This is a genomic window from Microvirga ossetica, assembly GCF_002741015.1.
In the GTDB taxonomy this organism is placed as follows: domain Bacteria; phylum Pseudomonadota; class Alphaproteobacteria; order Rhizobiales; family Beijerinckiaceae; genus Microvirga; species Microvirga ossetica.
Genome location: NZ_CP016616.1, coordinates 409,176 through 435,130, shown reverse-complemented (window position 1 = coordinate 435,130; position 25,955 = coordinate 409,176). Strand labels below are relative to the sequence as shown.

The 25,955-nt window shown below is 57.7% G+C and carries 21 protein-coding genes and 1 pseudogene; 5 read left to right on the top strand and 17 right to left on the bottom strand.

The window, feature by feature from the left end; all coding sequences use genetic code 11:
• Positions 1 to 1,059: 1,059 nt before the first annotated feature.
• The gene (locus BB934_RS01880; protein ID WP_099508122.1) at positions 1,060 to 2,367 is read left to right on the top strand and encodes an NRAMP family divalent metal transporter; all 1,308 of its coding nucleotides are present in this window, start codon (positions 1,060 to 1,062) and stop codon (positions 2,365 to 2,367) included.
• Positions 2,368 to 3,311: 944 nt separating this feature from the next.
• On the opposite strand, the gene BB934_RS01875 is transcribed toward BB934_RS01880, so the two are convergent.
• The 7 genes from BB934_RS01875 to BB934_RS01845 form a co-directional block, all read right to left on the bottom strand.
• Positions 3,312 to 4,820, bottom strand: coding sequence for a Do family serine endopeptidase (locus BB934_RS01875; protein WP_099508121.1), 1,509 nt, complete (start codon positions 4,818 to 4,820; stop codon positions 3,312 to 3,314).
• Positions 4,821 to 5,498: 678 nt separating this feature from the next.
• Positions 5,499 to 7,169 carry an IS66 family transposase gene (gene tnpC / locus BB934_RS01870; RefSeq protein ID WP_099508120.1) on the bottom strand — a complete coding sequence of 557 codons (1,671 nt, stop codon included), beginning with the start codon at positions 7,167 to 7,169 and terminating at the stop codon, positions 5,499 to 5,501.
• Positions 7,170 to 7,216: 47 nt separating this feature from the next.
• The gene (gene tnpB, locus BB934_RS01865) at positions 7,217 to 7,567 is read right to left on the bottom strand and encodes an IS66 family insertion sequence element accessory protein TnpB (protein WP_099508119.1); all 351 of its coding nucleotides are present in this window, start codon (positions 7,565 to 7,567) and stop codon (positions 7,217 to 7,219) included.
• A complete protein-coding gene (gene tnpA, locus BB934_RS01860; protein ID WP_099508118.1) occupies positions 7,564 to 7,989 on the bottom strand; it encodes an IS66-like element accessory protein TnpA in 426 nt (141 codons plus the stop codon). Before tnpA ends, tnpB begins: the two co-directional genes overlap by 4 nt.
• Before the next feature lie 72 nt (positions 7,990 to 8,061).
• A complete protein-coding gene (locus BB934_RS01855; RefSeq protein ID WP_099508117.1) occupies positions 8,062 to 8,274 on the bottom strand; it encodes a chlorhexidine efflux transporter in 213 nt (70 codons plus the stop codon).
• Positions 8,275 to 8,328: 54 nt separating this feature from the next.
• Positions 8,329 to 9,006 carry a GTP cyclohydrolase I gene (gene folE, locus BB934_RS01850; RefSeq protein WP_099508116.1) on the bottom strand — a complete coding sequence of 226 codons (678 nt, stop codon included), beginning with the start codon at positions 9,004 to 9,006 and terminating at the stop codon, positions 8,329 to 8,331.
• A gap of 24 nt (positions 9,007 to 9,030) precedes the next feature.
• Positions 9,031 to 9,216, bottom strand: coding sequence for a hypothetical protein (locus BB934_RS01845; protein ID WP_099508115.1), 186 nt, complete (start codon positions 9,214 to 9,216; stop codon positions 9,031 to 9,033).
• Positions 9,217 to 9,475: 259 nt separating this feature from the next.
• On the opposite strand from BB934_RS01845, the pseudogene BB934_RS01840 reads away from it, so the two are divergent.
• The 3 genes and pseudogenes from BB934_RS01840 to BB934_RS01830 all read left to right on the top strand — a co-directional run.
• Positions 9,476 to 9,835, top strand: a pseudogene (locus BB934_RS01840) (IS481 family transposase); the annotation flags it as partial.
• A 118-nt stretch (positions 9,836 to 9,953) separates the two neighbouring features.
• Positions 9,954 to 11,096, top strand: coding sequence for a type II toxin-antitoxin system HipA family toxin (locus tag BB934_RS01835; RefSeq protein WP_237050138.1), 1,143 nt, complete (start codon positions 9,954 to 9,956; stop codon positions 11,094 to 11,096).
• Positions 11,093 to 12,190 carry an HAD family hydrolase gene (locus BB934_RS01830; RefSeq protein WP_099508113.1) on the top strand — a complete coding sequence of 366 codons (1,098 nt, stop codon included), beginning with the start codon at positions 11,093 to 11,095 and terminating at the stop codon, positions 12,188 to 12,190. The genes BB934_RS01835 and BB934_RS01830 overlap by 4 nt, the downstream gene beginning before the upstream one ends.
• A gap of 61 nt (positions 12,191 to 12,251) precedes the next feature.
• Here BB934_RS01830 and BB934_RS46735 read toward each other — a convergent pair whose 3' ends face one another.
• The 4 genes from BB934_RS46735 to BB934_RS46730 all read right to left on the bottom strand — a co-directional run bounded on the left by BB934_RS46735 (position 12,252) and on the right by BB934_RS46730 (position 14,738).
• Positions 12,252 to 12,428 carry a hypothetical protein gene (locus BB934_RS46735; protein ID WP_157933972.1) on the bottom strand — a complete coding sequence of 59 codons (177 nt, stop codon included), beginning with the start codon at positions 12,426 to 12,428 and terminating at the stop codon, positions 12,252 to 12,254.
• Positions 12,429 to 13,289, bottom strand: coding sequence for a hypothetical protein (locus tag BB934_RS01825; RefSeq protein ID WP_099508112.1), 861 nt, complete (start codon positions 13,287 to 13,289; stop codon positions 12,429 to 12,431).
• 101 nt (positions 13,290 to 13,390) lie between these two features.
• Positions 13,391 to 13,855, bottom strand: a complete 465-nt coding sequence (locus tag BB934_RS50800) for a DUF2293 domain-containing protein (RefSeq protein ID WP_418294741.1) — start codon at positions 13,853 to 13,855, stop codon at positions 13,391 to 13,393.
• A gap of 208 nt (positions 13,856 to 14,063) precedes the next feature.
• Positions 14,064 to 14,738: a hypothetical protein gene (locus BB934_RS46730; RefSeq protein WP_157933970.1), complete on the bottom strand. Its 675-nt coding sequence runs from the start codon at positions 14,736 to 14,738 to the stop codon at positions 14,064 to 14,066.
• Positions 14,739 to 14,944: 206 nt separating this feature from the next.
• Between BB934_RS46730 and BB934_RS01810 the strand changes: the two genes are divergently transcribed.
• On the top strand, positions 14,945 to 15,373 hold the full coding sequence (locus BB934_RS01810; protein WP_099508109.1) for a transposase: 429 nt from the start codon (positions 14,945 to 14,947) through the stop codon (positions 15,371 to 15,373).
• A 1,056-nt stretch (positions 15,374 to 16,429) separates the two neighbouring features.
• Here BB934_RS01810 and BB934_RS01800 read toward each other — a convergent pair.
• The 6 genes from BB934_RS01800 to BB934_RS46720 form a co-directional block, all read right to left on the bottom strand.
• Entirely contained in the window at positions 16,430 to 18,667 is a 2,238-nt protein-coding gene (locus tag BB934_RS01800) for an AAA family ATPase (RefSeq protein ID WP_099508107.1), read from the bottom strand.
• Positions 18,664 to 19,134 (bottom strand): hypothetical protein, encoded by a 471-nt coding sequence (locus BB934_RS01795; protein ID WP_099508106.1) that lies wholly within the window; start codon positions 19,132 to 19,134, stop codon positions 18,664 to 18,666. The genes BB934_RS01800 and BB934_RS01795 overlap by 4 nt, the downstream gene beginning before the upstream one ends.
• On the bottom strand, positions 19,134 to 19,685 hold the full coding sequence (locus BB934_RS01790; protein WP_099508105.1) for a hypothetical protein: 552 nt from the start codon (positions 19,683 to 19,685) through the stop codon (positions 19,134 to 19,136). Before BB934_RS01790 ends, BB934_RS01795 begins: the two co-directional genes overlap by 1 nt.
• On the bottom strand, positions 19,669 to 21,327 hold the full coding sequence (locus BB934_RS46725; protein WP_157933969.1) for a site-specific integrase: 1,659 nt from the start codon (positions 21,325 to 21,327) through the stop codon (positions 19,669 to 19,671). The genes BB934_RS01790 and BB934_RS46725 overlap by 17 nt, the downstream gene beginning before the upstream one ends.
• A 385-nt stretch (positions 21,328 to 21,712) precedes the next feature.
• Positions 21,713 to 23,788 (bottom strand): hypothetical protein, encoded by a 2,076-nt coding sequence (locus tag BB934_RS01780; protein WP_237050137.1) that lies wholly within the window; start codon positions 23,786 to 23,788, stop codon positions 21,713 to 21,715.
• On the bottom strand, positions 23,788 to 25,086 hold the full coding sequence (locus BB934_RS46720) for a tyrosine-type recombinase/integrase (protein WP_157933968.1): 1,299 nt from the start codon (positions 25,084 to 25,086) through the stop codon (positions 23,788 to 23,790). The genes BB934_RS01780 and BB934_RS46720 overlap by 1 nt, the downstream gene beginning before the upstream one ends.
• Positions 25,087 to 25,955 lie beyond the last annotated feature (869 nt).

The window sequence follows — 25,955 nt, the reverse complement described above, 5'->3', positions numbered from 1 at the left end:
CCCGAGCCAAACAATTCTGGGAATGCCTCATTCCGCCCGGTGCAGGTCGGTTCCGCTCCTGCCTGGTATTCCCGCCGTTCGAACATACGCAGGGCACGAGAAGAGTTAGCAGTCGTTCCTGCGGCTGCAGCGAAGATATAGCCACGAGTGTGTCCACCGTGCGCGTTCCAGGCGATCGTCCACCGCAATCGTACCCGCAAAGCCCTGATGAACCAGGAACGTCATCGTGCCCCCGAGAAGACATAACCCCGTAAGGCGAGAAGCTCTTGTCTGTTAAATCTCACAGGATGTCGCCGGCTCCCGAATACATCATATCTCTCATAGGCAAAGTGCCCGTCTCGGTGGAGGCCATGGCAATGTCTCCTGGCGTGACAGCTGGAGGATAGTGCACTGCGGACACACTTCTCTCGGGCATCAGCCAACTGGGAAATCTGAACCGTTCCAGACCGGCGTGGCTAACCAAGCCACTTGCAATGAGCTTGCGCCTGGAACAGGAGGCATTGGGAGAATCACATGACCAATCGGAGCATTTGGACGGCCGGGCGGATGACGATCCTCTTCCTTGTCTGGGTCTTGGCAATAGATCTCGGCGGCGCTGGAACGACCCTCGCGATGGGGGCGGCTAAAGCACATGGATTGAAGATGGATTATCCTGCAGGGCCATAGAAAATCCGCCTCCGCGTGCGAGCAAGAACTCCAGTTTTGGGCCGGACACTCGGCAATGCAAGGTGCGTGGGCTGGGTAGATTGGCAGCCTCCCATCCAACCGTCGATCAACCGGCCCGCTACAGTGCAGCCTCCTCGTCAGAGAAGCCGTGTCCATGAAGGCTCAGCCGAGATACGCGGTAATCCGGACATAGAACGCAGCAACGTGGCCAGTACACTCGCGGGGGCGCGGACTACCAAGATCAGCTGCCCTCATGCCGTCCGCTGCACATCGTCATCCGGTGATCGTGTGGTCTCGTCACAACACCAGTCCGTATGGTCCGACAGAGGCCCGGATACAGGGCGGTGGTTAAGCCCCATGGGCCTGAATAGCATAGCGAGAGGAGGCTAGAGAATGGAGCCGCACATCGTCGACGATGATCCAGAGGATTGGGGCCGGACTCCCGGCTCAAAGAGGCCACGCCTCTTCCGTCTGCTTGGCCCCGGCCTGATCACGGGTGCTTCGGACGACGATCCCAGTGGGATCGCCACCTACAGTCAGGCAGGCGCTCAGTTCGGCTACATGCTGACTTGGACGATGCTGTTCAGCTATCCGCTCATGACAGCGGTTCAGATGATCTGCGCTCGCCTGGGGCGCACCACAGGGCACGGCATTGCGGGCGTTCTTCGGACGTACTACTCGAATTGGCTTCTCCAGGTGATTGTGATCCTGCTGCTCATTGCCAATACCATTAATCTCGCGGCGGACCTCGGGGCGATGGCCGATGCCGTCCACTTGCTCCTACCCGGCCCACCGGCGCTCTACGTCGTCGTCTTTGCAGCGGTCTGCGTCTCTATGCAGGTGTTCCTGCAATACACGCAGTACGTGGCTGTCCTAAAGTGGCTGACATTGGCGCTCTTCGCCTATTTTGCAGTCATGGTCACGACCCACATTGATTGGGCGAAGCTCGCGTCTGGTTTATTGCTTCCAGCTGTGCGATGGGACAAGGACTATCTCACCGTCATCGTTGCGGTCTTCGGCACCACGATCAGCCCGTATCTCTTTTTCTGGCAATCGGCCGAGGAGGTAGAGGACATTGGTGCGCACCCGGGCCGTCATGCACTGATCGGTTCTCCGGAGCAGGGTAACGCCGCTTTGCAACGCATCAGGATCGATACTTTGGTCGGCATGGCTCTCTCGAACCTCGTTGCACTCGCGATCATGGTCACGACGGCAGCAACGCTGAACGTGAATGGGATCACCGACATCCAGACTTCTTCCCAGGCAGCGGAGGCGTTGCGGCCCATTGCAGGGCGCTTCGCGTATGTCGTATTTGCGCTCGGGATTATCGGTACAGGCCTACTCTCGGTCCCTGTTCTCGCGGGTTCGGCTGCTTATGCCATCGGAGAGGCCCGTGGTTGGAGTGTTGGGTTCTCCCGCCGGCCGATGCAGGCGAAATCCTTCTATGGTACGGTGGCCCTAGCGACCCTAATCGGAACCATCATCGACTTCAGTGAGATCAACCCTATCAAAGCCTTATTTTGGAGTGCCGTGGTCAACGGGGTGATCGCTGTCCCTGTCATGGCAACAATGATGCTTGTCACGTGCCGCTCGGATATCATGGGGCCTTTTGCTGTCAGGGGATGGCTACAGGCTGTTGGCTGGATCGCGACGGGGGTGATGACCCTCGCTGCCCTAGCTATGTTCATCACGTCGTTTTGACTTAAACCCGAGACAAGAGCAGCATCGTATACCTCGGCCTTGCCTGTCCTATCCCGCTTCTGCTTGTCGTTTCATGCTTGCCGAACATCATCGGGGCAACACACTGAGATCGTCCTTTCCGATCCCGTTGAGATCATGAACCTTCAGCGAGGCAATAGGGTCGGCTGAAGGATGCGTCCAGAGCGCAGACTCTCTTGCCAGCTGAGCCATGGCAGTCAAGGCCAGGAGCTGGAGGGTGTGATGGCCGTGTGGTTCATTCTGCCTCGCTCATTGTATGCCCGATCAATCTTCTGAGCCGTTCCTGGTGCCTATGGCATCGCCGAGCCCCTTGTCAGATATCAAAGTCTGGAGTTATGGCAGGCACGTCCATCTTCTGGCTGGTACCCTTCTGCGCTCACTTGCGGAAGTCTTACCGGAACGATCATGAAAAAAGATCCTTATAGGTGCGAGGTCGCCCTAGCGCTCGCAACCTCGACCATCCATTCGCTAAGCCCATCTCGGTTTTGCCCATCTGGAGCGTTCCAGCCATTGGCACAGCGCGTGCTACCGAGTCGGCATTGGCGCTGCGGCAGATGGGACAAACGCCCAGACAACAGCCTGAATTGCAGCGCCCGCCGCAGTTGCTCAGATGATGGAACAGGATTATGCGCAGGTTATGGTGCACCGTGCCTGCCATCCGGTCCGTGAACGGGTCGGCGACAATCGAGGACATGTTGAGATGTGTTCGAAATCCCGGACCTAAGAGAGGCTGCTGCTGGGCACCACCCACGCCGAGCACCAGCCTCAGGATTCCTTATTCTCATTGAGCGGGACAACTGGGGCCCTGCGAGCCCCGACTGTCCGGTCATTCGAAATGCAGGCTGCTCCCGTCCGCCTTAGGGCTCGCCATCCATCGTCGCGGCGAGGATCAACATCGAGAGCAACTTTACTGACGAGGTACGGTCTTAGCCAACGGTTCCCAAACCAAGTGGCACGAACCGTGTGCCCTGCTGATTCTTGATGCGCAGAAGAACGATCTTCTTCCCTTCGTTTTGGGCCCTTGTGAGACCTGCCTTGACGTCAGCCGGGCTCGAGACGGCATGGCCAGCGACTTCAAGGATCACGTCCCCAACCTCAATACCCCTGGCGGCAGCCGCGCCTGAGGCATCAACATCGACCACGACAACACCTTTATTGCCGGCACCAGGGATCGATGCCGCCGGCGCGAGGCCCAGCCCAAGCTGGGGGCCATGCTCCGGCAGCGTCTCGGCCTGAGCCGACTTCTCCTCCGGCTGGATCCCAAGCGTAATGCTCGCCGTCTGCTGCTTGCCCCCATGGAGGTACGTCAATTCGACCATGCTGCCCGGCTTGAACGCTGCCACCTTCCGCGACAGTTCACGCGCGTCGGCGATGGGCTCACCGTTGACCGCTGTGATCACATCGCCAGCTCGCAGGCCTGCAGCGGCGGCCGGTGAACCCTCCTGTGCATTGCCAAACAAAGCGCCCTTCTCGGTCGCGAGCCCAAGACCTTCGGCAAGGTCCTTTGAGAGCGGCTGGATCTGCACGCCGAGATAGCCGCGGGTGACCTTGCCATCTTTCTCGAGCTGCGCGACGACTGAGTGAACAGTGTCGGATGGGATTGCGAACCCGAGCCCGATGCTGCCGCCCGAAGGCGAGTAGATCGCGGTATTCACACCGACAACCTCACCGCTGAGATTGAAGGTTGGGCCTCCCGAATTACCCTTATTGATTGGGGCGTCGACCTGCAGGAAATCATCATACTGGCTCTCCCCGATGTCACGGCCGCGGGCCGAAATAATGCCGGCGGTCACCGTGCCGCCGAGGCCAAAGGGGTTGCCGATCGCCACAACCCAATCGCCGACCCGAGGGGTGACCTTCGCGAGCGGAACGTAGGGATAGTTGCCGCCCTCAGTAACCTTCAGGAGCGCGAGGTCCGTCTTTGGATCGGTGCCAATCACTCTCGCGTCGAGTGTCCGGCCATCATCTGTTGTGACCTGGACTGTTCTACTGTGCTCAACCACATGGTTGTTCGTCACGACATAGCCATCGGATGAGATGAAGAAGCCGGAGCCCAGTGCGATGCCGACCTGCGGTTGTCTGCTCTGGCCGAAACGACGGAGCAACTCGCGCAACTGCGGCGGAAGCTGGTCCAGCTCGCGCGACGAAAGCCTGTCGTCAGCTGAGCTGGTAGTCTCGACGTCGACGCGCACGGCAACGACAGCAGGCTTCACCCTGTCCACGACGTCGGCGAATGTCGGCGTGAGTTGGTTCCGCGTTGCAGTTTGGCCAAGCATCGTAGGGGAGGATGAGGCATCTTGCGCGAGCGCCGGCGCCCGCGATTCCACCAGCGTCGTACCGGCGGTAATGCCTGACAGGATAATAGCGGTGGCAGCAACGGACGCCAGCGCCCGCTTGGAGCACTTACGGGCTGCGAAAGAGTTTCTGTTCGGCATAGCACCCACTCCTTGAATGAATCCGAGCGTGAAGGCGGCATGATGTCGGTGAGAACATCGGGTCGCCCCGTCGCGATGTCAGCCTGTGAGATTTGACAGAGGCCAATTCGCACCTGGCTGGTTGATCTCACTCAAGAGCGGAGATCAACCCTGCCCGCGAAGGGCACCATCCCGGCTGATAGTTATCCGCGTTTGGGCAGGGCAGGAGACGCGGAGCCCCCGCGGCAACGCGTGCATGAGCCGAGCGTGCATCAACGGGGCCTGTACTGTGAGCCTCTCTAAGAGCGGCAGGTCTCCCGTGGCTTGGTGGCGACGCGGTGAGCCATAATGATCTACGGGTTTCTAAGGACCTTCGTCATCGTATGTTGACTCGGCGCAAAGGGAGGCGCGCGGGATCTGTTGCAAACTTGCTTTTTGCTCGTAAATCGCAACTAAGTTGCGAAGGCTCGCGACTGAGAAATCAATCACTTAAGGGGCATGTCACAACGGCAAAACGGCATCTGACGTGGCTATACTCGAAGTTTGCAACAGATCCATCTCTACGACGTCGAGAACTTCATCAAGGAGATCAAGGGCGTACACGACTTCGGGCGTACGCATCCGGTGAGTAAGCATCCGAGGAGCCACGCGGACTTCAAGTGTCGCGCGTAATCCGGTTTGTCGTATGATGGTGGATGTTCAGGCGGCCTGCTGCGAAGCCGGATCTTCGGTCTGGCGCAACCTCTTCCATTCCCATGGCAGCATTTCATGGAGGCGTGAGACCGGCAGGTTGGCGAGACGAGCGAGGATATCGGCGAGCCAGGCCTTCGGGTCGACATCGTTGAGACGGGCCGTCATGATCAGCGTCAGCATGACGGCGGCCCGGTCGGCACCGCGATCGGACCCGGCGAAGAGCCACGATTTCCTGCCGCAGGCCACACCACGCAACGCTCTTTCGGCGGCATTGTTGGTGAGACAAATCCTGCCATCCTCGACGAAGCGGGAGAAGTCGGCCCAGCGCGAGAGCATGTAATTGATCGGCTCGATCACCGGGGAGGATCGCGACAGATGACCCCGCTCCTGGCGCAGCCAGGCCTCCATCTCGTCGAGCAGCGGCTTGCTCTTCGCCTGCCGCACGGCGAGCCGCTCAGCCGCGCTCCGGCCGTTGATGTCACGCTCGATGGCAAACAGCGCATCGATGCGCCGGACCGCCTCCAGCGCTATCGGCGAGACCGGCCTGGCGTTCCCGCCGCGCCGGGGATTGCGGGCGACATCGACCAGTTCGAAGAACTTCCTGCGCGCATGCGCAAAGCAGAAAGCGGCCGTGATGGGCGTCTGCTTCTTCGCCGGGTCGAACAGCGGATTAAAACCATTGTAGCAATCAGCCTGAAGCACGCCGCCGAACCCGGCCAGGTGCTTCTGCGGATGCTCGCCGCGCCGATCGCGGGAGGCATAATAGACTGCGGCCGGCGGCGCAGGCCCGCCGAACGGCTGGTCGTCGCGCACGTAAGTCCAGATCCGTCCGGTCGTGCACTTGCCCTTGGCCAGGATCGGGATCGTCGTATCGTCGCCATGCAGCCGTTCGGCGGCAAACACATGGGCTTCGATCAGGGCGAAGACAGGCTGAAGCGCGGCGCTGACATGGCCGACCTGATCGGCTAGCGTCTGGGTCGACAGATCGATGCCTTCGCAGTGGAAACGCGTGCTCTGGCGGTTCAAAGGGATATGCTGTCCGAACTTGTCGAACACGATCGTCGCCAGCAGATGAGGGCCGAGGAAGCCGCGCGGCGTGGCATGGAACGGTGCCGGCGCCTGGCTGATTGCCTCGCAATCCCGGCACGTGAACTTCTCCCGCACCGTCTCGATCACCTTGAAGCGGCGCGGGATCTCCTCCAGCGTTTCCGTCACGTCCTCGCCCAGCTTCGACAGCCGTGCGCTGCCGCAGCCCCCGCAGACCGTCGGCGCCGCAACCACGACGCGTTCGCGCTCTATGCCATCCGGAAAGGGTTTGCGCAGCGGGCGCTTGCGGGTGAAGGCGCGCGCGGTCTGCGCCTTCGCCGCAACCTCCGCCGCCAGTTCATCCTCGGTCGCCGCCGTCACCAGCTCTTCGAGTTGCAACTCCAGCTGGTCGATCAGCCATTGGGTGCGCTCACGGCGTCGGCCATGCTTCTCACGTTCCAGCTTTCCGATCTGCAATTGCAGATACGCGATCAGCGCTTCGGTGCTGGACAGCCTGGCCTTCGCATTGGCGGCATCGGCCACCGCCGCATCGCGCTCGGCCTCGCTGCGCAACCGCGCCTCGCGTTCGGCCAGCAGCGCGGCCTGGGCGCTGGCAAGGTCCGAAGGCAGCGAGAACGGTGCCGATGACATGGCACCATTGAATCAGATTTCCCAGTAACTTCAATGGTAAAACCGGCTCACACCCGCGTCGGACGCCAGGTTTCCTGGGGATTGCGCCAGTCGATTCCGGACAGAAGATAAGACAGCTGCGCCGGTGAGATCGCAACCGCGCCGCCCTCCACAGTCGGCCAGATGAAGCGGCCTTTCTCCAACTTTCGCGTGAACAGGCAGGCTCCCTGACCGTCATGCCAAATCACTTTGATCAGGTCACCTTTGCGTTCCCGGAAGCAAAATAAGTGGCCGGCCAAAGGGTCATGCTTCAAAATCTCCTGCACCCGAAGAGCCAGAGTGGGGAAACCACACCGCATGTCGGTATGCCCGGTTGCCAGCCAGACCTTGAGGCTCGAGCTCATCGGAAAGAGGTTCATCGCAGCGCCTCAAGGCCGCGGATGATCCGCAGCAGCGCATCGACGTCGACATCCCGGTCGACGATCACATGCCGCCCGTTCGCAGTGACGACCTCCATCCGACCGAGGCCGCGTGGGGGATGTTGCACCGGTGCCAATGGCGCGGAAGGCTCCAAGGGCGCGCGAGCGTCCGGAACGACCAGGGCGGGCACAAATCCATCGCATGAACCAGCGCCAAGCCGTCCTTCTCTGTGAGCCTTGCGCCAGCTGTTCAATTGAAAGCGGGTGATCCCGTGCCGGCGCGCCGTGGCCGAGACCTGCTTTGGCCCGCGATAGCTCTCGGCCACAATCGCGAGCTTTGCTTCATCGCTGAACCGGCGGCGACGACCACTGTCGACCACGTCCAAGCGGCTGACCGGCCCACGGTCCCTGATAATGTCCATGGCTACAACACCGTCCATATCGACGTCGATATAGCCAGTGCTCTGCCAAATGCCTCAGTTCCACAAGGCGGCCTAACTCGGATGCGTACTCCGGTGACGACCACGGAGTCTCCGGATGCGTACGATGTAGGTCCAAACCATTGCGATGATCGCGCAGGCCACGCCCACCACACCCACATCCGCCACCGGCAGGCCGAAGGCCCACGCACCAAGCGGGGAAATCAGGGCCAGGCCCCCGAGCTCAAAGCTGATGGCGTGCCGGAGGCGATCCCAGGACGAGCGCATGATCAAAAAGCCTCAAAGGAGAATGTCGGACTGTCCCGCTCGGGTGCAGGAGGCCTAGGCTGATCCTGCCCGGTCGAGAGCAGTGCACTCCTGCAGGAACTCGCTCTTGAGGGCAGCATCGCTAGCCATCTCGCCCCAATAGTAGGTGTTGACCATGCGGCTGCGATGGCTGGCGCGCACACCACGCTGGGTCTTGCACATGTGCACCGCGCTGATGCGCACCGCCAGGCCGCGGGGTGAGGTCATGTCCATGATGTACTGACCGATCTGCTTGACCAACTCCTCCTGGATCTGCAGGCGGGCGGCAAAGTACTCCACGATGCGGTCGTACTTGGACAGGCCGATGATCTTGCCGTCGGCGGAGGGCAGGATACCGATGTAAGCGGCGCCATAGATCGGCATCATATGATGGGCGCACATGGAGCGCAGCTCAAGCGGGCCGGTGATGATGAGCTGATCATAGGCCTGAGCATTGTCAAACTCGGTGATCTTCGGCGGGGCAGTATAGCGGCCTTCCAGGATCTCCTCGACGTACATCTTGGCCAGGCGCTGGGGCGTCTCCCGGGTGTTGTGGTCGTTCCGATGATCGATGCGCAGGATGTCGAACAGCTCCTCAATCTTCTGAGCGGCGGCCATCATCATGGCGTCGCGCTCGGCCTCTGTGAGCGGCTGCTCAAGCGCCTCGTTGCACAGGCGTGCAAGGTTCACATCACGAGTGTGGAAGTTCATCATGGCCCCGGCGCAGTTGTTCTGCGACTAATTTGAATAGTTGATGAGTTGAGTAGCCAGCACGGCGAGCGACAGCCCGGCCAGGATCACGACCAGGATCAGGGTGATCCGCGTTAGCTTTTCGTGCCGCGCCAAACGGGCGTCGATGGCTTCCAGGCTTCGCTGCTTCGTCTGCTCATGCTTAGCCTTCTCAGAATTATCGTAGGCTTTCATTCGTGCCCCTAGGCGAAATTGTTCTGGACCAGTGCTCTATCAGCCTCGCGCCTACATGGGAAGATCATCCGCAAAGCGCGCGGCAAATTGCGCGTAAGCCCCTTTATGGATCTGGATAGGGTGTCATTTGAGCGTATTCGGAAGAATTCATCACCCGTTTATATGAGAACATAGTAAAACTAGTCTATTACGCTCCTGAGAAAGCCGCAGCTGCCGCACGAATACTGAACACAACTCGCCGTCCCGATCCGGTCCAAATCTCCACCGCAAGACCAAGCCCTACACGCCTCAGACCAAAAGCTTGGACGAGCGCTTCAGCAGATGGGTGCAGCGCGAGGTGCTGCGCATCACCAACTCCAGCCATCGGGATCTGGAGACGCTGCTCAAGGGCTTCAATCAGGCCTACAATATGAGACGACAACGCGTGTTGAAGGGGCGATCACCGGATGACGTTGTGCGAAGCCGTCTGGCCGCCGAGCCGAAGTTGGCCGATCGGCGCTCGAAGCGACCCGACCCACACGCATTGCCCGAGGCCCTCCAGGTCGTCGCCCATGCCAAGGAGGTCTCGCATCCAGACACGCTGGTGATGATAATACGTCGTTGCCGTAGAATAAGGTAGGCCGTAGCATTCGCCCAACTAATCGGAAACCTGAATGTGGCACGTCTCCCCTACTGGGCGCCTGGATAGGCTCACGGTCTTCAAGCATGTCGGACGCGGCTACGTCCCGGCCGGCGAGATGACATTCGAGGGCGGTGAGTTTCTTCGTCCCGGTGCATTTCAATATGACCAAAGTTATCTTGAGACACCTGGCGCAACGCCGCTCGATCCTCTTGGCCTTCCCATCGTGTCACAGGTTTTCCAAGGTGTCCCAGAGGCTCCACTTGCGCTGCTCGACACTGGGCCGGAGGGCTGGGGTCGGAGCGTGCTCGCCATGGCCTTCGAGGGATCGGTTCTTGGTGCAGCTGAATTCCTCGCGGCAGGTACCACGAACCGGACTGGTGATCTGGCCTTCGGCGCCTCTGCTGAAGCAGGACCAGGACATTGGCGGCCTGATGGCTCCCAGTCGTTGGGGAGGTCCAACCAATGCGACGATCTCGAAGCCTTCATGCTTGCCGCCATCGCGGCGGATGAAAGCGACGCGACAGCCGATCAAATCGCGATGCTCGTGCGAGCGTGTGCCGATATCGGGGGAGCCCGCCCGAAGGTGAGATGGCGCGACAGGGAAGGGGGATGGATTGCGAAGTTTCCAACCTGGGGCGACAAGTTCGACGATCCCCGCATCGAGGCCGTCTGCCTGGACGTTGCGGAGGCTGCTAGGCTCCCGATTCCTGAACGTCGGCTAATGACCTTCTCGGGCAAAACCGTCCTGCTCGTGCGGCGCTTCGACCGGTCGGAGGACGGCAAGCCCTATGCTTATCTAAGTATGGGAACGCTGCTTAATGAGCCTGCGAGCAGCTATGGAACGACCAGAACCTATCGAGACATGGCTGCGGCTTCTCGTGCGATCGGCGTCGAGGCTCCGGAAGAGCAGATGTACCGCCGTCTGCTGGTGAATGCCTCCTTGCACAACACCGACGACCACCTGCGCAACCATGCCGTCATTAACACAGGGGAGGGGTGGGAGCTCTCGCCGGTGTTCGACGTTGTTCCTAATCTTGGACGAAAGCGCCATGTTTGCGCTCCGGCGCCTGGATTTGGTGACGAGTGTAACCCGCGAACGGCGTTCGCATCCTACACCGCGTTTGGACTCCCCCTTGAACGGGCTGAAGCAATGCTGGACGATGTTATGTCAGCGATGGGTCAGTTACCTGAGTTCTTTGATCGTCGTGAGGTGAGCCAAGCCGACCGAGTGCTTCTGAGAGGGTTAAAAGGTCAATGACCAAGATCCAAGCCATATGCTTTGACGCCTTTGGGACTCTGGTCGAGATTACCGACAAGCGTCGGCCGTTCCGAGCCCTGCTGCGGCGAGATGTGAAGGGGATCTCGGCCGAGGAGGTCCTCACGAAGCCTCTGAACCTCCGGGAAGTCGCTGCGGGTGTCAGCCATGAGCTCGGAGAGGGCGGGCTGGCAGAACTGGAAGCGGACCTGGAGGCTGAATGCGCCTCTATCCGCCTCCGGCCTGGGATCGCCGAAATCTGGCAGTCCCTGCGGGAGCGAGGCCTGCGGATCGCCGTCTGTTCCAACCTGGCGCTACCCTATGGGGTGCCGCTCCTAGCTGCCCTGCCAGACGCTCCGGACGCCGTGATCCTCTCCTACGAGGTCGGGCTGGTAAAACCGGATCCCGCCATATTCCATCTGGTTTGTGATCGGCTCGGTCTACAGCCGGCGGAAATCCAATTTGTGGGCGACACGCCGTCAGCCGACGTCGATGGGCCACGAGCAATCGGCATGCCGGCGATGCTGATTGCCGATTTCGAGGCCTATTTGGCAAGGCGAGTATACGTAGTCGGTGATCTACCTGAAGATATTGTCGCGATGATCGAGGCGGCAGAATACGGCTCTGGCCCCCAGCAGGCGCCGGCGGATGACCCGCCGAAGCCGACCCTCTTCGTCAAGGGGTCCGGACTTGGGCGCTTAGTCAGCTTGGAGGAGGGCAAGGCCCTGCTCGATGAGATCACAATCGATGACGACTCGACGGATTGGGCCGCATCCGAGCTTCTGAACCCAACAAACTTGGCGGAGAGACTTCAAATCTCCCTGGCAACTCTGGACGCCTGGCGCACGGCCAAAAGGACGATCGCTTTTCGAAATGACGCCGGTGAGTACATCTACCCGGTTCGGCAATTCGATGGATCAGAACCGGTTGAGGGGCTTAATCGAGTTGTCGCGTTCCTCCCTTCACCGGAAGAGGCGTGGGAGTGGCTGGTCACGCCCTGTCGATACACCAATGACGAGGCTCCGATCGACCGGTTGCGCTCGAAATACATCGATGAGGTAGTCAGAGCGGCGGAAGGGGTGAACGATTTCGGATGAGGGTAACGACCGTCCTTTCTTGAGGAGCTGCGAACAGCACAGCGTTTGCTGATTGCCCGTTTTAGCGCCGTAACGGCTGCACGATCCAGACCGCTCGATCGATGCTGATTACCCGGTCGACGATTGAGTAATTGGCTGTGTCCCAGACAGCTCCCTTGTCACGGCTCTTGAGAAGCGCCTCGCGCAGCATGGTCGGGTTGACCGTGGGCCCCTCCAACTCGTCCCACACTTTGCTCATCTAGAGCATGATGCTCATCGCGGCGTCCGACGGCGATTGAGGGACCTCCTTCCCGAGTAATTTCTTGACGCCGGTGCCAGCCTCTGCGCCGAGCCCGATGGCGATGATCAGCAAGTAGAGGCCTAGCAGCATCATGCCGGTGGTCGACCATCCGAAGTAGAAGGCCGCGCCAATCGCGACTGGCGGCAAGATCCAGGTGCAGACGACGTTCCAAAGGGCCCTGCCGAGAATCGCAGTCCTGTTGAGCTCGCGCATCTTTTCGAGGTTGCCCTGGCTGCGGAGGTAGTCCGAGTTCATACCGATGGCGTCGCGCGGGAACGGCATGACGAATTGCTTAATGTGCTCGCCATACAAAGCAATCTCGGCCGAGACGAGCATGTCGACGAAAACCCAGTCCAGGACTGGATGTCTCAGCCATGGCTTGTCCAGGTATTCCGCGAACCGCGTCCAAATCACCTGTTTGTGGATGGACGGCATGTGCTCCGATTTGAGGCCCTCGTTGAACGCCCGCTTGGGATCGTGCCGGCGCCAGATCTCGTGCCGGGCGTTCTCGACGATCCTTTGCTGGGTTTCGTCGAGGTCCTCGCGGTTCTTGCAGGTCAGGTTCTTGACGTCCTTGCGTTGCGCGTTCAACCGGACCGACCGCAGGAGGTCATAAACGAATGCGAGCCGGTCCTGCAGCATCACCTCGTCGCCGCCTTCCCGCAGGGTCTCGGCGATGCACCGGGCGGCGAGCTGCTGCATCAACCAGTTCGCCTCACTGAACGCCCAGCGATCTTTTGTCGGCTCAAGCCGGTTGTCGATCCACACCTTCGTGAAAGCCAGCGCGTCTTCTTTCGTCAGTGTCTCTGTATCCGTCATGTCAGACCTGCTTAGCGCCGCGAGGGATTCACAACCCACACGGCGGAATCGTCGGCGATGACCTTGTCGATGATCAAGTACGTTGGCATGTCCCATACGGATCAGTTGTGCTCATCTTGTAGTCCCTCGGGCGGTGGCTCTCCTGTAGAGTCCAGTGTTGGAGATCGCCGTGCGTCTAACCATTGGCCGAGATAGTCCGTGAGAGCGGCGTTCTCTTCACGAATTAGCTGGTCCTCAGCGAACTTCGCCGCGTCTGCGGAAAGTGTTTGGCACAATCGTTTGAAATCTCTTCTGCGGCGTACGAATTGCTTAGTGATGCGGCGTAATCCACGGTCAGATTGAGCTGATCCATTCCGCCATTCATCGGAAATGTCCCGAACTTCGGCCGCAACGACAAGTCGGGCCTCATCCCGTGTCAGGCTTTGCCAGGGTCCATTAAAATTCATGAGCCACTCATAGTCGGTAAGCTCATGACGGATATGATTTGTCGTCAGTATCCCTGCAATTACGCTTAGCCTGCCGTAATGACCCTTCCTCTTGGCCCGTGCCAACAGTTCGTTCCTCATTTCAGGCGGGCACAGCGGGTACATAGCCTGAAAATAGACATCCAGTTGCGACCGGAAGATGGGCCGCTGATCTCTTGGGGAGAGAACTGCGTGCGGGCCAGGGTACGCCTCTGACGTTTCGGCCCTCGGTTCAGCATCGCAACTGTTATCCAATCACTATCCTCCCGCAGAAAGAGCTTGTGACTAATCTCAGCCTAAAAATGCGCCCTCAGAGCTTATGACCTATCCACCTGACACGCCCATAAACCTGCAGAGGCAAGTTGCCCGAAACCGCGACCGCCGGGACGTCCCGACGTTCTGCTGTGAGGATCCAAGAGGCTTCTCCTGTAACCCGCTCGGCTCGGCGGATCGTGAGTTGGTCTTCAACCGCGACCACAAAAAGCTCGTCTTGAGAAAAACTGCATTCCTTGAGATGAATGAGAACGTCATCTAATGGATTCATCAGCGGCGCCATGTCCGCATCTGAAACGGAAATCACTCCAGCATCATCTGCAGAGAGTCCCAGCTCTTGTAGTAACTCTGTTTCGAATAATTTGTGCCTGCCCGTAGGCTGAAGCGTCCGCGACCCACGCTCGACCTCCACATATTTTAAGCGGGGGACAAGTATCGTCGCTTCCTCCCATTGCGTTGACGGCATCCCTTTGCCTGTAATGAGCCATGTCCAACTGTAACCTGTAGTGTCTAAGACTCTGGACAAAATAGCAAGAGAAACCGACTTCCCGTCAAGAATGTTGTAGATCGAGGCACGCGAAACGCCGACCCGCTGAGCAAAGGAGATGACGTTTTCGCCAGCAATGATACTGCGCAGCCTTTCAGCTATTCCTTTGAAATCACTGCTATATTTTGCATTTTCAGGTGGTACAAGCGAGCGATCGCGAGACAAGAGTGTTGACCTTCCAGTGCTTTCGATCTCATATGTCTAAGAACTTAGACATCAAGTGAGTCGGAGATCGAAGAGAGAATCGTTCCTCATGATGAGAGCACGTCAAGGCTTTCTAGTTCAAAGCGCAAGCAATCTTCGCTGCAAATACGGCGCAACTGCCCAGCTCTGGCAGGATAACCACACTGGTCAAAATGATAGGATGAACAATGGAACAATTCCATCAAAAGCGGGACGATAATGCCGAAAGCTCATCTGGGTTTGAATTCATCGATGCAATTTTGCGAGAGTCCGACGCGGGGGTGACGGTCGACACCTTATCCGAGAAATACAATGTACCGGTGGGCGTAATTTATCAGTGGAGGGCTCTGTTTCTCCCGTCATTCAAGCACAGTCAGCGGCTCAAGGAACTGGAAGAAGAAAATGAACAACTTAGGCGGTTTATTACAGATGCCATGTCTGATGGGCTCGCGGCTAGAGCGGATATCTTGAGCCAGATCAACTCAAACCTTCGAGGGCGGATCCGACCTCGTGGTGCGCAGAATGAAACGCTGCGCTCATCAGATCATCCGAGTAGCAACGACATCAAGGCCTTTGATAAATCCAACGCGCTCGACGCAATAGACCCGAAACGATGAATGAAGACGTATTCCATGCCCCGTGACCATGCCGCTTGCTATCGATGCAGTTGGCGTCGCTGGTACTTTAATCAATGAATGGTCAACGGCTGACGGTGCTTTTAGTCGGAGGGGTGGGCCTATGCCTTTAAGGGGACCATGCCTCTCTCGGAAGGACCTCACTTCGTCAGATTTAGTAAAGGAACAAAGTGCATGAGAGCCTCTACCTTTCAAAGTTCCTAGATCACTAAGCCGGTCTATTCTTAAGGACAAGAGTATTTCCAAGCGCCGCCTGATATTCGATGTGCATCTTGCGATGCACATCGCCCTTAAATACAGGAGATCGTTCAATTATGAGGTTCTGTTGTGTCCAAACCAGCTCATTGAACGCGCGCCAACTTGACTTCTGACCTCGACAGTACGGGATCGGTTTACGCCTCGCAGTCCCCACTCATGCCCCAAATTTGTTTCGGTTTTTAGGAGCAGAGTCGGGTCGTGGCCCGTAGCCTGTCGGTTGGATTTCGTCGACCGCGGCTGCCGCGTGCTCTAGTCCGAAGCCGTCGTCAATGAGTACGCTGATCTGCCACCGACGTCGCATTTCGCGCGTCTCCTCGTCAACAGAGGCGTCACCGTCCGCTAATGGCAGCGTGTCCGCAAGGCGACTAAGTTCGCGATAGTCTCGGTAGCCCAACATTCGAGCGACTGTTGCTGACAGGTTCCAAGACGAACCTCATATCCCAAAGCAGCTAAAAAGCGCTTTAACAGCTTGGCCTCGAGCTTGGGGCGTTTGATAGATGTCACAGCAAACTGCATTGAATAGTCCCTTATCAAGTTAAATTGTGCAATTGTAGATGAAAGATGTTTTGTGGGACTCTCATCGCTATGGAATGATAACCCCATTGCCTAAATCTAAAACGTCTCCAACAATCGACTGCGTTGCTGTCGTGACAATCTTGCGACAGGCTCGGGCCATGGGCTCGCGATTTGTGATGGTGCTGTCGTCGGCCATGGACGACTAAGCACGTTATGGAAAGATCTATGCTCGCGAACTCTGAACGACCCAGGCGTAAGCGAGTTCTATACGCCCTCCAGCCAGCGAAGCCCGACCCGTCGCCGCTCTGCGGCCCATGGAACCTTGAGCGCGTCGGCGATCGTGTCGACACTACCGACGATTACGACTTGGTTCTCAGCACGCGTTACGGCTGTGTAGAGCCAAGATGGATCCAGGAGGCGGGAAGGCATCAAAGCAATAACAATCCGTCTAGCTTGGGATCCTTGGGCACGATGGCAAGTGAGGGCGTAGGCAAGGGAAAGATCGATTGTCTCCCCGGAGTTGAAAACATGTTCGCCTTCTTCGTCGCCATCGAAGGTCGCCACGAGCGACTTGGTGTTGGGGTCAATGCTTTTCACGACACCAAGGCTCCCGTTGTAGAGGCCGCGCTGGTAATCGTTGCGTCGATGGACGATCGGCTCGCCGACAGAGAACCACTCGCCGAGGGGGCTTGATATTTCCAAGCCATCGTTGGCCTCAAGATGAAGTCGATGCAGATTCTTATTCAGGCTTCTTACGCCGGCCGTTCCCTCGTTCATTGGGGATACAACCACCACCTCGTCCTGCGCGAGTTCCTGGAAGGCTCGGGCAACACCGTCCGAGATCTCGTTCGGTGAAGAGGCCGGTAGCAGGAATACACCGTCCTGAGCAATGCCGGCGTAGAGGGGCACGGGTGGCATTTTGCGGTTGCGTAGGGCTTCTGAGAAACTTGGAATGCCGGTTTCCCCGGTCTGCCGATGGACGACCGTCAGGCGGGCTGTGATCTCAGGATCGGCAACGACGCTGTGGAAGGTCAGCCCGAAGGAAACTGGAGGAAGCTGGCGGTCATCACCAACCATGAGGAGGCGAGCGCCCAGCGGCATCCGACGGAGAAGGGCATGCAAGGTAGAGATGTCAACCATTGAGGCTTCGTCGACCAGCACCAGGGTTTGAGGCGTGATCTCAGGGAGGCGAAGGAGCCGAAGCTCCAGGGCCGCGTATTCGTTGGGATCCATATCCGGATCCGACTGGCGCTCAAGGATGCTAGCTCGCTCATCCAGCTCCTGGATTGTTCGGAAAAGGGTTCGGGCCAGGCGGCCTGTCGATTGGTTTAGGCGCAGGGCTGCTTTGCCAGCGAGGGCCGCCAACAGGACCTTACCTCCGGTGGCTTCCCAAACGGCACAGATCGCTTTTGTGGTGTGCGTCTTGCCGACACCAGCACCACCCTGAAGGCAGGCGAAGCGGTAGCAAAGAACCTTCATAACCGCCGCTCTCTGCTCTGGATGCAATGGCCCTGCCGAGCGCTCATAGCCGGCGAGCGCGGCCTCCAGGTCTGTCGGCTGGTCATTTCCGCGGGAGGGCGGTATCTTCGACAGCTGCCGAAGACGCGCCAAGATTGCGTCTTCCATCATGGCGCATCCCGGAGCACGCCACTGGCCGTATTCTCCGGCAACGATGGCGCCGTTTCGGACGCCCGCTGACATCGCTGCTTCAAGGCGCCGGTGATCGCGGGATACGTTTAGTTTGGCGGCCACGCGGGCCCGCATATCGCGATCAGTGCTTGCGGTCGCCCCCGTCTCGATCAAGTCCTTCACGGCGGCGTCGACGGCACCAACGAGGCGGTTCAACTCATCTTCAGGTTCGACAATACCGTCCTCGCGGGCGACCCGCAGGCCAAGGCCGTCCACCTTCTGCCATGGTAGGAAGGAGACCAAGCACCAGGGATTCCGTTCGAGGCGCTCGATTGCATCCTCACCCAAGATTCTGGAAATCCGTCGCACGAGTCGAGCGTCGTCGATCCCGCGGCTCTGTGACCACTCCACCAGACGGGTCTCTGCATCGGATTCCCGCCAGGCTCGCACCAACGCGGCTGCAAGGCGTGGACCCAGGATCGGCCTTTCCGGAGCCATGGCCTCGGCAATCGCGGGAACGTCCCCAGCGAGTAGGACCTCCGGCAGCCGCGTTCCATAGGCCTCCCAGAGCCGGCGGGCGCGGTCAGATCCAATCCCTGAGATCTCTCGGGCGATGTAGTCCTTGATCAAAATCCCCGACGGCAAAGCTCGGGCCGCCCGCGCCGCATCCAACTGGGGTCCGTTCGGACCTTGCCGGAAGGATCCCTCGACACGCCAGGCTTCACCCTCGGCCGGATCGCCGAACATGGCTTCCCGTTTAGCGACTACCACAAGCCGCTTGACGCCTTCAGGGCCGCCTTCGGTCACACGGCCGGCAAAGATAACGCCAAAGGGTTTTCGCGAGAGGATGCGATCAATAACAATGACTGTCATGTTGGATCCTCAGTCCGAAAGATCATTCCAGTCTCCTCGACGAGGCCCAGCCGCTCCCTCAGGCCTGCATTCTCCCGCCGCAGGCTCTCGATTAGAGCCTCTCGTTCCGCGAGGCTCTGGCGCAAGTCAGACGTCTCCCGACCGATCATACTAATCCTCTTACGGGCGGCATCCTGGTCCTCGTCGTCGGAGCGGCTTCCAATTGCTTTCAGCCCTTGCTCCTCAGCAATTCTATCGACTCGATCGTACAGCTCTTTTTTCCGGAAGAAGTGCTGCTCATGGCTATCAAGGATCGCCGAATCTAACCGCATCAGGTCGCGGACAAGATGGCGGACGTTCACTTTGCCGTCAGCCGTGCCGGGCAGGGTGGGGGTTTTACTACCAGCGTTGAGGAATTCCCGATGCTTCACCTCGAGGTACGGCTCGAGCACAGGTAGGATAATGGGAAGAACGGATGGGCGGACCATCAGCTTGGCTCCCGCTCGGTGGGACGAAGTTGAACTACGTTCGCTCCGGCAAGCTTTGCCTTCAGATACGAGATCTCCAATTTGAGGACAGTGATCTCCTTATCCTTCTCTACAATATCTTCTCTGGCCTGGATGTACTCCAATTCGGCTTCCGTCCATGCCTGCTTAATGGCCTCCACGCGGTCGTCAGCCTCATTCACCTCCTGCCTGATGAGCTTCCGGACAATCCGGACACCTCCGGTGATCCTCCCGTTGACGCGCATGACCCAGTCCGTAACGTCTTCCTTAAGTCCGCCCGCAACTTTATGATGCGACTTTTCAAGAAGAGCTGAACTCTTGCCGGCACGCCGCAAGACCTCTTGGGTGTTGACGAACCCATCTTCGGCGAAAGGATAGAGGCCGTTGTTTTTCTCTATCTCGCGCTCCATTTCACGCATGGCATCAATCAAGGCGTCGCGTGTCGACTTCTTCTTACGATTCGACGCCTCCCGCCCGTGATCAGCAATCGACTTCTTTTGGGGCGCTTTCTCAACCTTAGGCCGCTTCGGCAAGAGATACCTCCCACAATTGGCGTGCAAGGTCGTTGGCTGCGATAATACGGTTTCGGATGTCCGGCCACCGCTTCAAGTGCGCAAGGATTTGCCCATCGAGATTGGCGACAAGCATGTCAAGCCCTTCGGCTTCCGCTCCGGCCCGTTCCGCAAGCAGGCAGAGCATGGCCTCTTCGGCATGTTTCTTGGACCGCTCGAGCTCAAGGCGGTGATCGCAACCGGTTCTGCAGCTTCCGGGATCAGGCTCTCCGTGTCCCTGTGTGCAAGGTCCAAACTGTCCGAGGGTTTTGGTACACAGGATTCCCGGGCGGACGAGTTCCCAATGTCGTCCGTTGAATGTCAGAATATCTGCCGCTTCGCGAATGGTCTCGACACCGTATTTCTCTTCACCGCGTTCCATCCGAAGCTTCTCAAGTCCTTGCTTCAAAGGCGTGGCTGCTGGTCCGCCTGTATTGTTGTTCACAGTTTCCTCAATGGCTTCAATTGCGAGTGCGTATGACGCCTCCTTCGCAACCTTCATGGCATCTTGAGCAACCTCAGGGTCAGAAAGCATGTACCTAAGCGTCATCTCGAGATCCCGGTGGCCGAAGAGATCGAGGAGGACTTGAGGCGCACCAACGACAGACAATGCGACCAATTTTGCGACGGTATGTCGCCAACGATGAACATGCGCTCTGTCCTCTCCGGCAAGCTCGGTTAAACCGAGGTTCTCAACCGTGGCCACCATTGGCTCTGTGAGATTGAGCAATTTTGAACCGCCTCGGCTGACCGTGCACCAGAGGTGGGTTTCATCGGCTGGGCGACATATGATGGATAGTTGTGACTGGAGATTGAGGGCCTGAACAGCACGGGGGTGCAATGGCCAATCCCGTAGCTTTCCAGTTTCTTCCTCAACAAGTTTAAACGTCCGAGCCGAGAAGCGCTCGTCCCTCAACGCCTCAAGTGACTTATCGGTGGCATCCCCGAGTTCACTAGACCGTGCTCCTGTACAAAAGGCTACGGTGCTGAGATTCAATACTTGAAGGACGCCCACGGCAACATTTAATGACTTGGTATCCCTTGGCGGCCAAGACGATGATAGGCCGTGTCCGGCATCGAGACGCTGGTGGATCATAAAAGGAAGTTCTTGGATCGCAGTTCCGTCCGCATCACGCCAATCAAAGGACGCGATGAACGCGTCACGTTCAGCGATAACAGAAGGGTGACCGGAAGATCGGCCGCGAGTAGCATGAACGTCCGCAATTTCCCTGAGACCGCGCCAGCAATCTAGTAAAGGCCGTCCCAAGTTCTCCTGCATCCACAGCGCTCTCCAGATGAGTTGAGATACGAATTCATCGGGAAACGGTTGCCAATTGCGTTCCTTCACCTTTTTGGTACGCTCTAGCGCTTTCTCGCCACGTCTTCCCTTCTCTGGAATCGCGTGAGTAGCGTTAGATGTCGTGTCATCAGACGGTAGCAAGCGAGGATAATCTACAAGACAGCCCCGATCGCCGGCGTCAATCAGCCAACGGACGATTGCTCCTAAGGCCTCCTGCGTTTTCCGGTTGGTTGAAATCTCCTGCATTCTTCGAAGGTCGTTCTCGTTGAGATGAGACCAGACGCAGCCGTCTTCAGATGGCTTGTTTTTGATCTGCCATTCCACTGCCTTGAGCAGTAGCCGAACTGCCCCGGCCCACGAAACTGGCTTATAGGATCGGATACCTGTGCTAGTGCGCCTTGGGAGCCAAAGCGCCAGCATTGCTCGGCGAATGCTCTCGTCCCTGTATCGAACTGCTTCCTGGGATCCAGCCAGAAGGGCTCCACCCAGAGTCGGATCGAACGTTCTGTAAGATTCACGTTCCGTTGCCCCACTGGGCATCCACTTTCTCGGAAGCTTTAGGAGTGGGTCGCCAAGTCTCACCCCTGGGAAAATCTCAATGCTTCGGACTTCAATCCACGGACGTTGGCCGAGGGTCGAATAGTCTCCAATAGCCTGAACAATCGCCTGCCGACATGCGTCAATCGCGACACTCTTGGGGGATCGGCTTTCAGTAGCTTGGATAGGTGTCATGTACCCTAATCTCCCCACTCTTCAGTTTCGTCGTCCACGCCTCAACTAGGACGTCGACCCGTTCTTTTGTGAAGTCTCGCAACGTCTCCTCTAATGAGTCGAGCTCATCCTCGAAACTTGAGCCCTGCCAGCTCGAATGTGGCAGCTGCCCCTGCAGGAAGCGAAGTTCTGCATATGCTCTCGCGAGATAGGGTAGGCTTGCCTCGAAGACCACACCGAGATGACAACCGGTACATCGTTGTACTCGACACAGTTCCCCGGCTTTATGATCAGGGGAAACCTCCCGAGGTGGACCGGTCGGATCGAGGCAGCCCATGCCTAAGCGAGTCCTCTGCCGTATATCCAGGAGCCTCATTTCCTGCTCAGGTGTAATTACGCCCTTAGTAACTAAAATGCGGATGCGAGTATGATCGAGGATACGCCCGCTTTCGATTTCGGAGAAAACGGCCTTCTGCCATAGACGAGTTTGCTGTTCGCTATGAGCGCGAAAGCGACGACGGTTCAGGTAAAATTTCAGAGTTCGCGAGGTCGAATGTTGACTGGCTAGACGGGTCAGAAGGACATGGTAACCGCTCTGAACGTAGGCATGCCCGATCCATGCATCTCGTGCAATGGAGGTTGTGATTTCTTGAATCTGTGGGTGGCGGTCTATAAGATTCGGCTTACGAACCGCAGCGAGGCGCGCAATCTTGTTGAGCTTCGCACTATCGTCATGTGTAAACACCCCGATGCGGCCAACCTCGTTGACAACGTGGTAAAGCCAAGGGCTCCTGGCCATCGCTTCAAGGCGGGCGATCTCGGCTAGAATTTTCGGCGTTGGATTGCCTCGCTGCCGTTCCCGAGCTTGCTTCAACTGATATTGAACGGTCTGTCGGAGGACTGCGGTCCTCGAAATCATAAACTTGATGATCTGATACGGATGCCACTCCGGATCGCACATGGAGAGCGCGAAAACATGGCGGTCCGCGCGCCCTTTGAAGCTGTGAAGTACCTTGAATTCGGGCTTTTGTGGGTGGTCTTCCGCCCAGTTCATTTCCGGCCTTACGGGCCTGTCCAGGTCCGGGTCCGGTTCAGTCACGTCAAGACCGAGCGCCGTGGCCAAGTTCCAGCCTGTTCCAATTAGAAACAGCCAGAGAAAGATAGCGGTATCGTGATAGCTCGGGTAAAACCATCGCAATTTGCCAACGATACCCTCGCGGCCCCGCGAGGTCATGCCGGGAGCCAAGTATTCCGGGCCATCAAATTTCTGAGTTTCGACATCGTTGGCATTATGAAGTCCCGCAGCTCCCTCGGCTAGGAACTCGCGCTTGCTCAATAGCCGTTCTTGGGTGAGCGACCGAACGAGCCAAGCGTGATTTTCACGAACGTCCCAAGACGCAAGCATCAAACCTCTAGCTGTACGCCGCGCCCTTGGATCACCGCCCTCACAAGCAAGTCTCTCTCCCTGACGAAACATGGCCTTGATCTGACGACCTTCGTCCTTCAACGCATGAAAGAACCGGCGCATTCCCACTTGGTCTATGTCATCTTGCTCCGTCGGCTCGTCACGGTTGCGCGCGGGCCAAAACAGAGGCGGCAGAGCCTGAAGCTCGCGCATTCGGCCGACGGTCGTTTTCAGGACTCGATAAAATGAGCGTGCGCCATTGCCATCTTCCAGCCACTGCCGAAAATTGCTACCGTGCCGGTCGTTGACTCCAGAAACGTCAGCAACATCTCCGAGTGGATCAACCTTATCAAGGAAGCGAAAGAAAGCCCGCATTGCAGCCCGTGAAGCAGTCGCACTATCCTCCGCCAGCCTTTGAAGTCGGAGCATCTCTGCAAACTGGGCTGCAAACTTCGGACGTCCCGCAAAGTCGCCAGTCCAAGAGTGGCGAGCCTGTGGGGCAATGTTTTCGAACCTGCCACCTCCTGCAAATTCTCTTAGATCGACCTCATAGGGCAGGGTCCCATCACCAGGATCAGTCCAGAAGCGAAGCGGCGTTATCGGCAGGTCCTCGACGTTTGAGAGGTCGATAATCCCGCGAAGGGCTGGGTCCAGCGTAATCTCAGTCATCAGAAATCCTCGATATTGAGCGACTCGTGCCAACCTTTTGCGACCGTTGCTACCTGCGTTGCGCTCATCAGCCACCGGAGGTAGATCTCGGTAGTTTCCTCATCAGCGTGGCCGAGCTGTCGTCGGAGCAGGTTTAACCACCAAGTTCCGCGGCCCATCACCCAGTCAGCTCCCATTTTGGTGAGATCCTTTCCGAGGATCTTCGCTTCTGATTCAAGCGCTCGCAGAACAAAGAAACACGCAAACGTGTGCCGCCCGAAATGGGGAGCCCACCCTGGTGGTCGTGGCTTCACTTCATGGAAGCAATCATAGATCGTGTGCGATTGAATCGGAGTGCCTTCGTAACCTCGAGAATCAGAGAGAAAGAGGCTGCTCGTTCTTTCTTTCGTCCGCCCGAAGTATGCCTTGGTGAGGCGAAGGCGGGGGCCGTCTATCCATTCTCGTACTTCAAACGCGTACTCGATTGGGATCATTACATCTCGCGGAACATCGCCCTTGGTTTCAATGAGCTCCAGAGTGGCAAAGAGGTCACCGCGCTTCTGCAACAACATGAGGGTTTCTTGAGTTGGCCATTGATCTTCAGTCAAAGCAGCAACTTCCATTCTCCGAGCGCCGACCTCAAGAATGAAACGGCATGCTAAAAACTTGGCTTTGCCGCGCTTGCGTAGCACCGCGCTTAGCCAAGCGCGAACTTCGTCGACTCTCGGTAGACTGAGTGCAGTCTGAAGTGCCTTCGATCGGGATGCCTTTTCGCGGCCAACGCGAAAGTGCCGAGAAGTAATGCGGCTCCTTGATAATTTCGCCGAATTGGCCTTGTTGCGAACAGTGGTGAGCTTAACTTGGAATGGAGGTCTCAAGCCTCGTTGTGCTGCCCATTGGAGAAAGTCAGTTGCCGTGTCAGCCCGACCATTAGCCGTTTCTGGCGTTAACTTACGACGATCTTTGGACCATGCACCACTACGTTGGTCTCTCTGATACTGGAGAACGTCCTCGTAGGTGAGAGACCTCCAATCGTCGAATCCAGGCCGGTTCTTGCGGTGTTCATCGCTGTTACAGGCTTTGCACCATTCAATGAAATTGCCGAGGTTGCGAGCAATGTTCTCCAATGATCGCTCGGCAAGCAGCACGACTTTCTTAGCGCCCTGAGGAACCCAATCAAGGGTCGCCCGCTCACGCAGATACCTGTTGACTTCTCGACAGTAGTTTGAAGTTGAATCAAAGACCACAGGAACGTGTGCAATTGATCCAAATCCCGCGTCGATCATCCGTTTTTTATCAGGGGAAAAGATAGAAGCCATGGATGAGCAGTCTCAGCGTTCAGCTCTTTTGTTTTATGAGTTCAGGAAATGCATTTGATGCAGTTGAGCATTGTTCGACACTCCTCAGTGCTTTCATCGGAAACCATGTATTGGAGTGTTATTTGCAGTGTCTTGTGTGCGAACAGGTTGGCGTTCGTCGCGAGAGTGGCATGTTGGACGGGAGCTTCCGTCACGCGTCTTGAAACCATCTGTCGCAAGCGATGTAATTTGCGACGATCGTTTATTTTGACTTCAGTCATCTGTATGTCCGCTGGTGATAATTTATCTGTACGTCTGTTTTGAAGCTTACGAACGGGTAATCTCGCTTCTTTGAATTCGCCCATTGCAACATTTCCTGTAGCGCTTGAGATGTTGATTGTATTGTCACGGTCCCGTACGAGGCATGTCTCGGATGTCGTCTGGCTAAAGGTCCATGGGACAACACGGCATCACTGTTGATCGGCATAGCCTCTCTTGAATCTGAGAGGAGCAGTGGTGCTTTCCGGCCGGTGATGCATCTGAGCATCGTTTTCCGGAGACCGTCGGCTTGTCGAGCGCGGTGCTTAAGGCTGGACTGAAATCGTTCCGGATAGGGCTCTTCCACTTTACCGGTCAAGCGCTGACGGGCTAGAGAGTATCGCGAATATGAGTGCGGGTACTCGTTTGGTTTTGCACAGTGCGGAACTGTGCTCGAGCGCAACAGTAGAAGGGACCGAGTATCAACGAGATCTTGTGGCAGGCTTCCAACCTGCGTCGCCAATGAAGTGTGAGAGAAAACAGCTCTACTATCTTGAGACCAGACTTCCATTCGGAGAGCCGATAGCGGCTCGCCAGCATTGGTCTTCACCAACAGGTTTGGACCAGCCTGC

Excerpts from the sequence above, each read along its gene's own strand:
- BB934_RS01880 (WP_099508122.1), top strand. The coding sequence starts at position 1,060 with ATGGAGCCGCACATCGTCGACGATGATCCAGAGGATTGGGGCCGGACT.
- BB934_RS01875 (WP_099508121.1), bottom strand. The coding sequence starts at position 4,820 with ATGCCGAACAGAAACTCTTTCGCAGCCCGTAAGTGCTCCAAGCGGGCG.
- tnpC (WP_099508120.1), bottom strand. The coding sequence starts at position 7,169 with ATGTCATCGGCACCGTTCTCGCTGCCTTCGGACCTTGCCAGCGCCCAG.
- tnpB (WP_099508119.1), bottom strand. The coding sequence starts at position 7,567 with ATGAACCTCTTTCCGATGAGCTCGAGCCTCAAGGTCTGGCTGGCAACC.
- tnpA (WP_099508118.1), bottom strand. The coding sequence starts at position 7,989 with ATGGACATTATCAGGGACCGTGGGCCGGTCAGCCGCTTGGACGTGGTC.
- BB934_RS01855 (WP_099508117.1), bottom strand. The coding sequence starts at position 8,274 with ATGCGCTCGTCCTGGGATCGCCTCCGGCACGCCATCAGCTTTGAGCTC.
- folE (WP_099508116.1), bottom strand. The coding sequence starts at position 9,006 with ATGATGAACTTCCACACTCGTGATGTGAACCTTGCACGCCTGTGCAAC.
- BB934_RS01845 (WP_099508115.1), bottom strand. The coding sequence starts at position 9,216 with ATGAAAGCCTACGATAATTCTGAGAAGGCTAAGCATGAGCAGACGAAG.
- BB934_RS01835 (WP_237050138.1), top strand. The coding sequence starts at position 9,954 with ATGACATTCGAGGGCGGTGAGTTTCTTCGTCCCGGTGCATTTCAATAT.
- BB934_RS01830 (WP_099508113.1), top strand. The coding sequence starts at position 11,093 with ATGACCAAGATCCAAGCCATATGCTTTGACGCCTTTGGGACTCTGGTC.
- BB934_RS46735 (WP_157933972.1), bottom strand. The coding sequence starts at position 12,428 with ATGAGCAAAGTGTGGGACGAGTTGGAGGGGCCCACGGTCAACCCGACC.
- BB934_RS01825 (WP_099508112.1), bottom strand. The coding sequence starts at position 13,289 with ATGACGGATACAGAGACACTGACGAAAGAAGACGCGCTGGCTTTCACG.
- BB934_RS50800 (WP_418294741.1), bottom strand. The coding sequence starts at position 13,855 with ATGAGGAACGAACTGTTGGCACGGGCCAAGAGGAAGGGTCATTACGGC.
- BB934_RS01810 (WP_099508109.1), top strand. The coding sequence starts at position 14,945 with ATGGAACAATTCCATCAAAAGCGGGACGATAATGCCGAAAGCTCATCT.
- BB934_RS01800 (WP_099508107.1), bottom strand. The coding sequence starts at position 18,667 with ATGACAGTCATTGTTATTGATCGCATCCTCTCGCGAAAACCCTTTGGC.
- BB934_RS01795 (WP_099508106.1), bottom strand. The coding sequence starts at position 19,134 with ATGGTCCGCCCATCCGTTCTTCCCATTATCCTACCTGTGCTCGAGCCG.
- BB934_RS01780 (WP_237050137.1), bottom strand. The coding sequence starts at position 23,788 with ATGACTGAGATTACGCTGGACCCAGCCCTTCGCGGGATTATCGACCTC.
- BB934_RS46720 (WP_157933968.1), bottom strand. The coding sequence starts at position 25,086 with ATGGCTTCTATCTTTTCCCCTGATAAAAAACGGATGATCGACGCGGGA.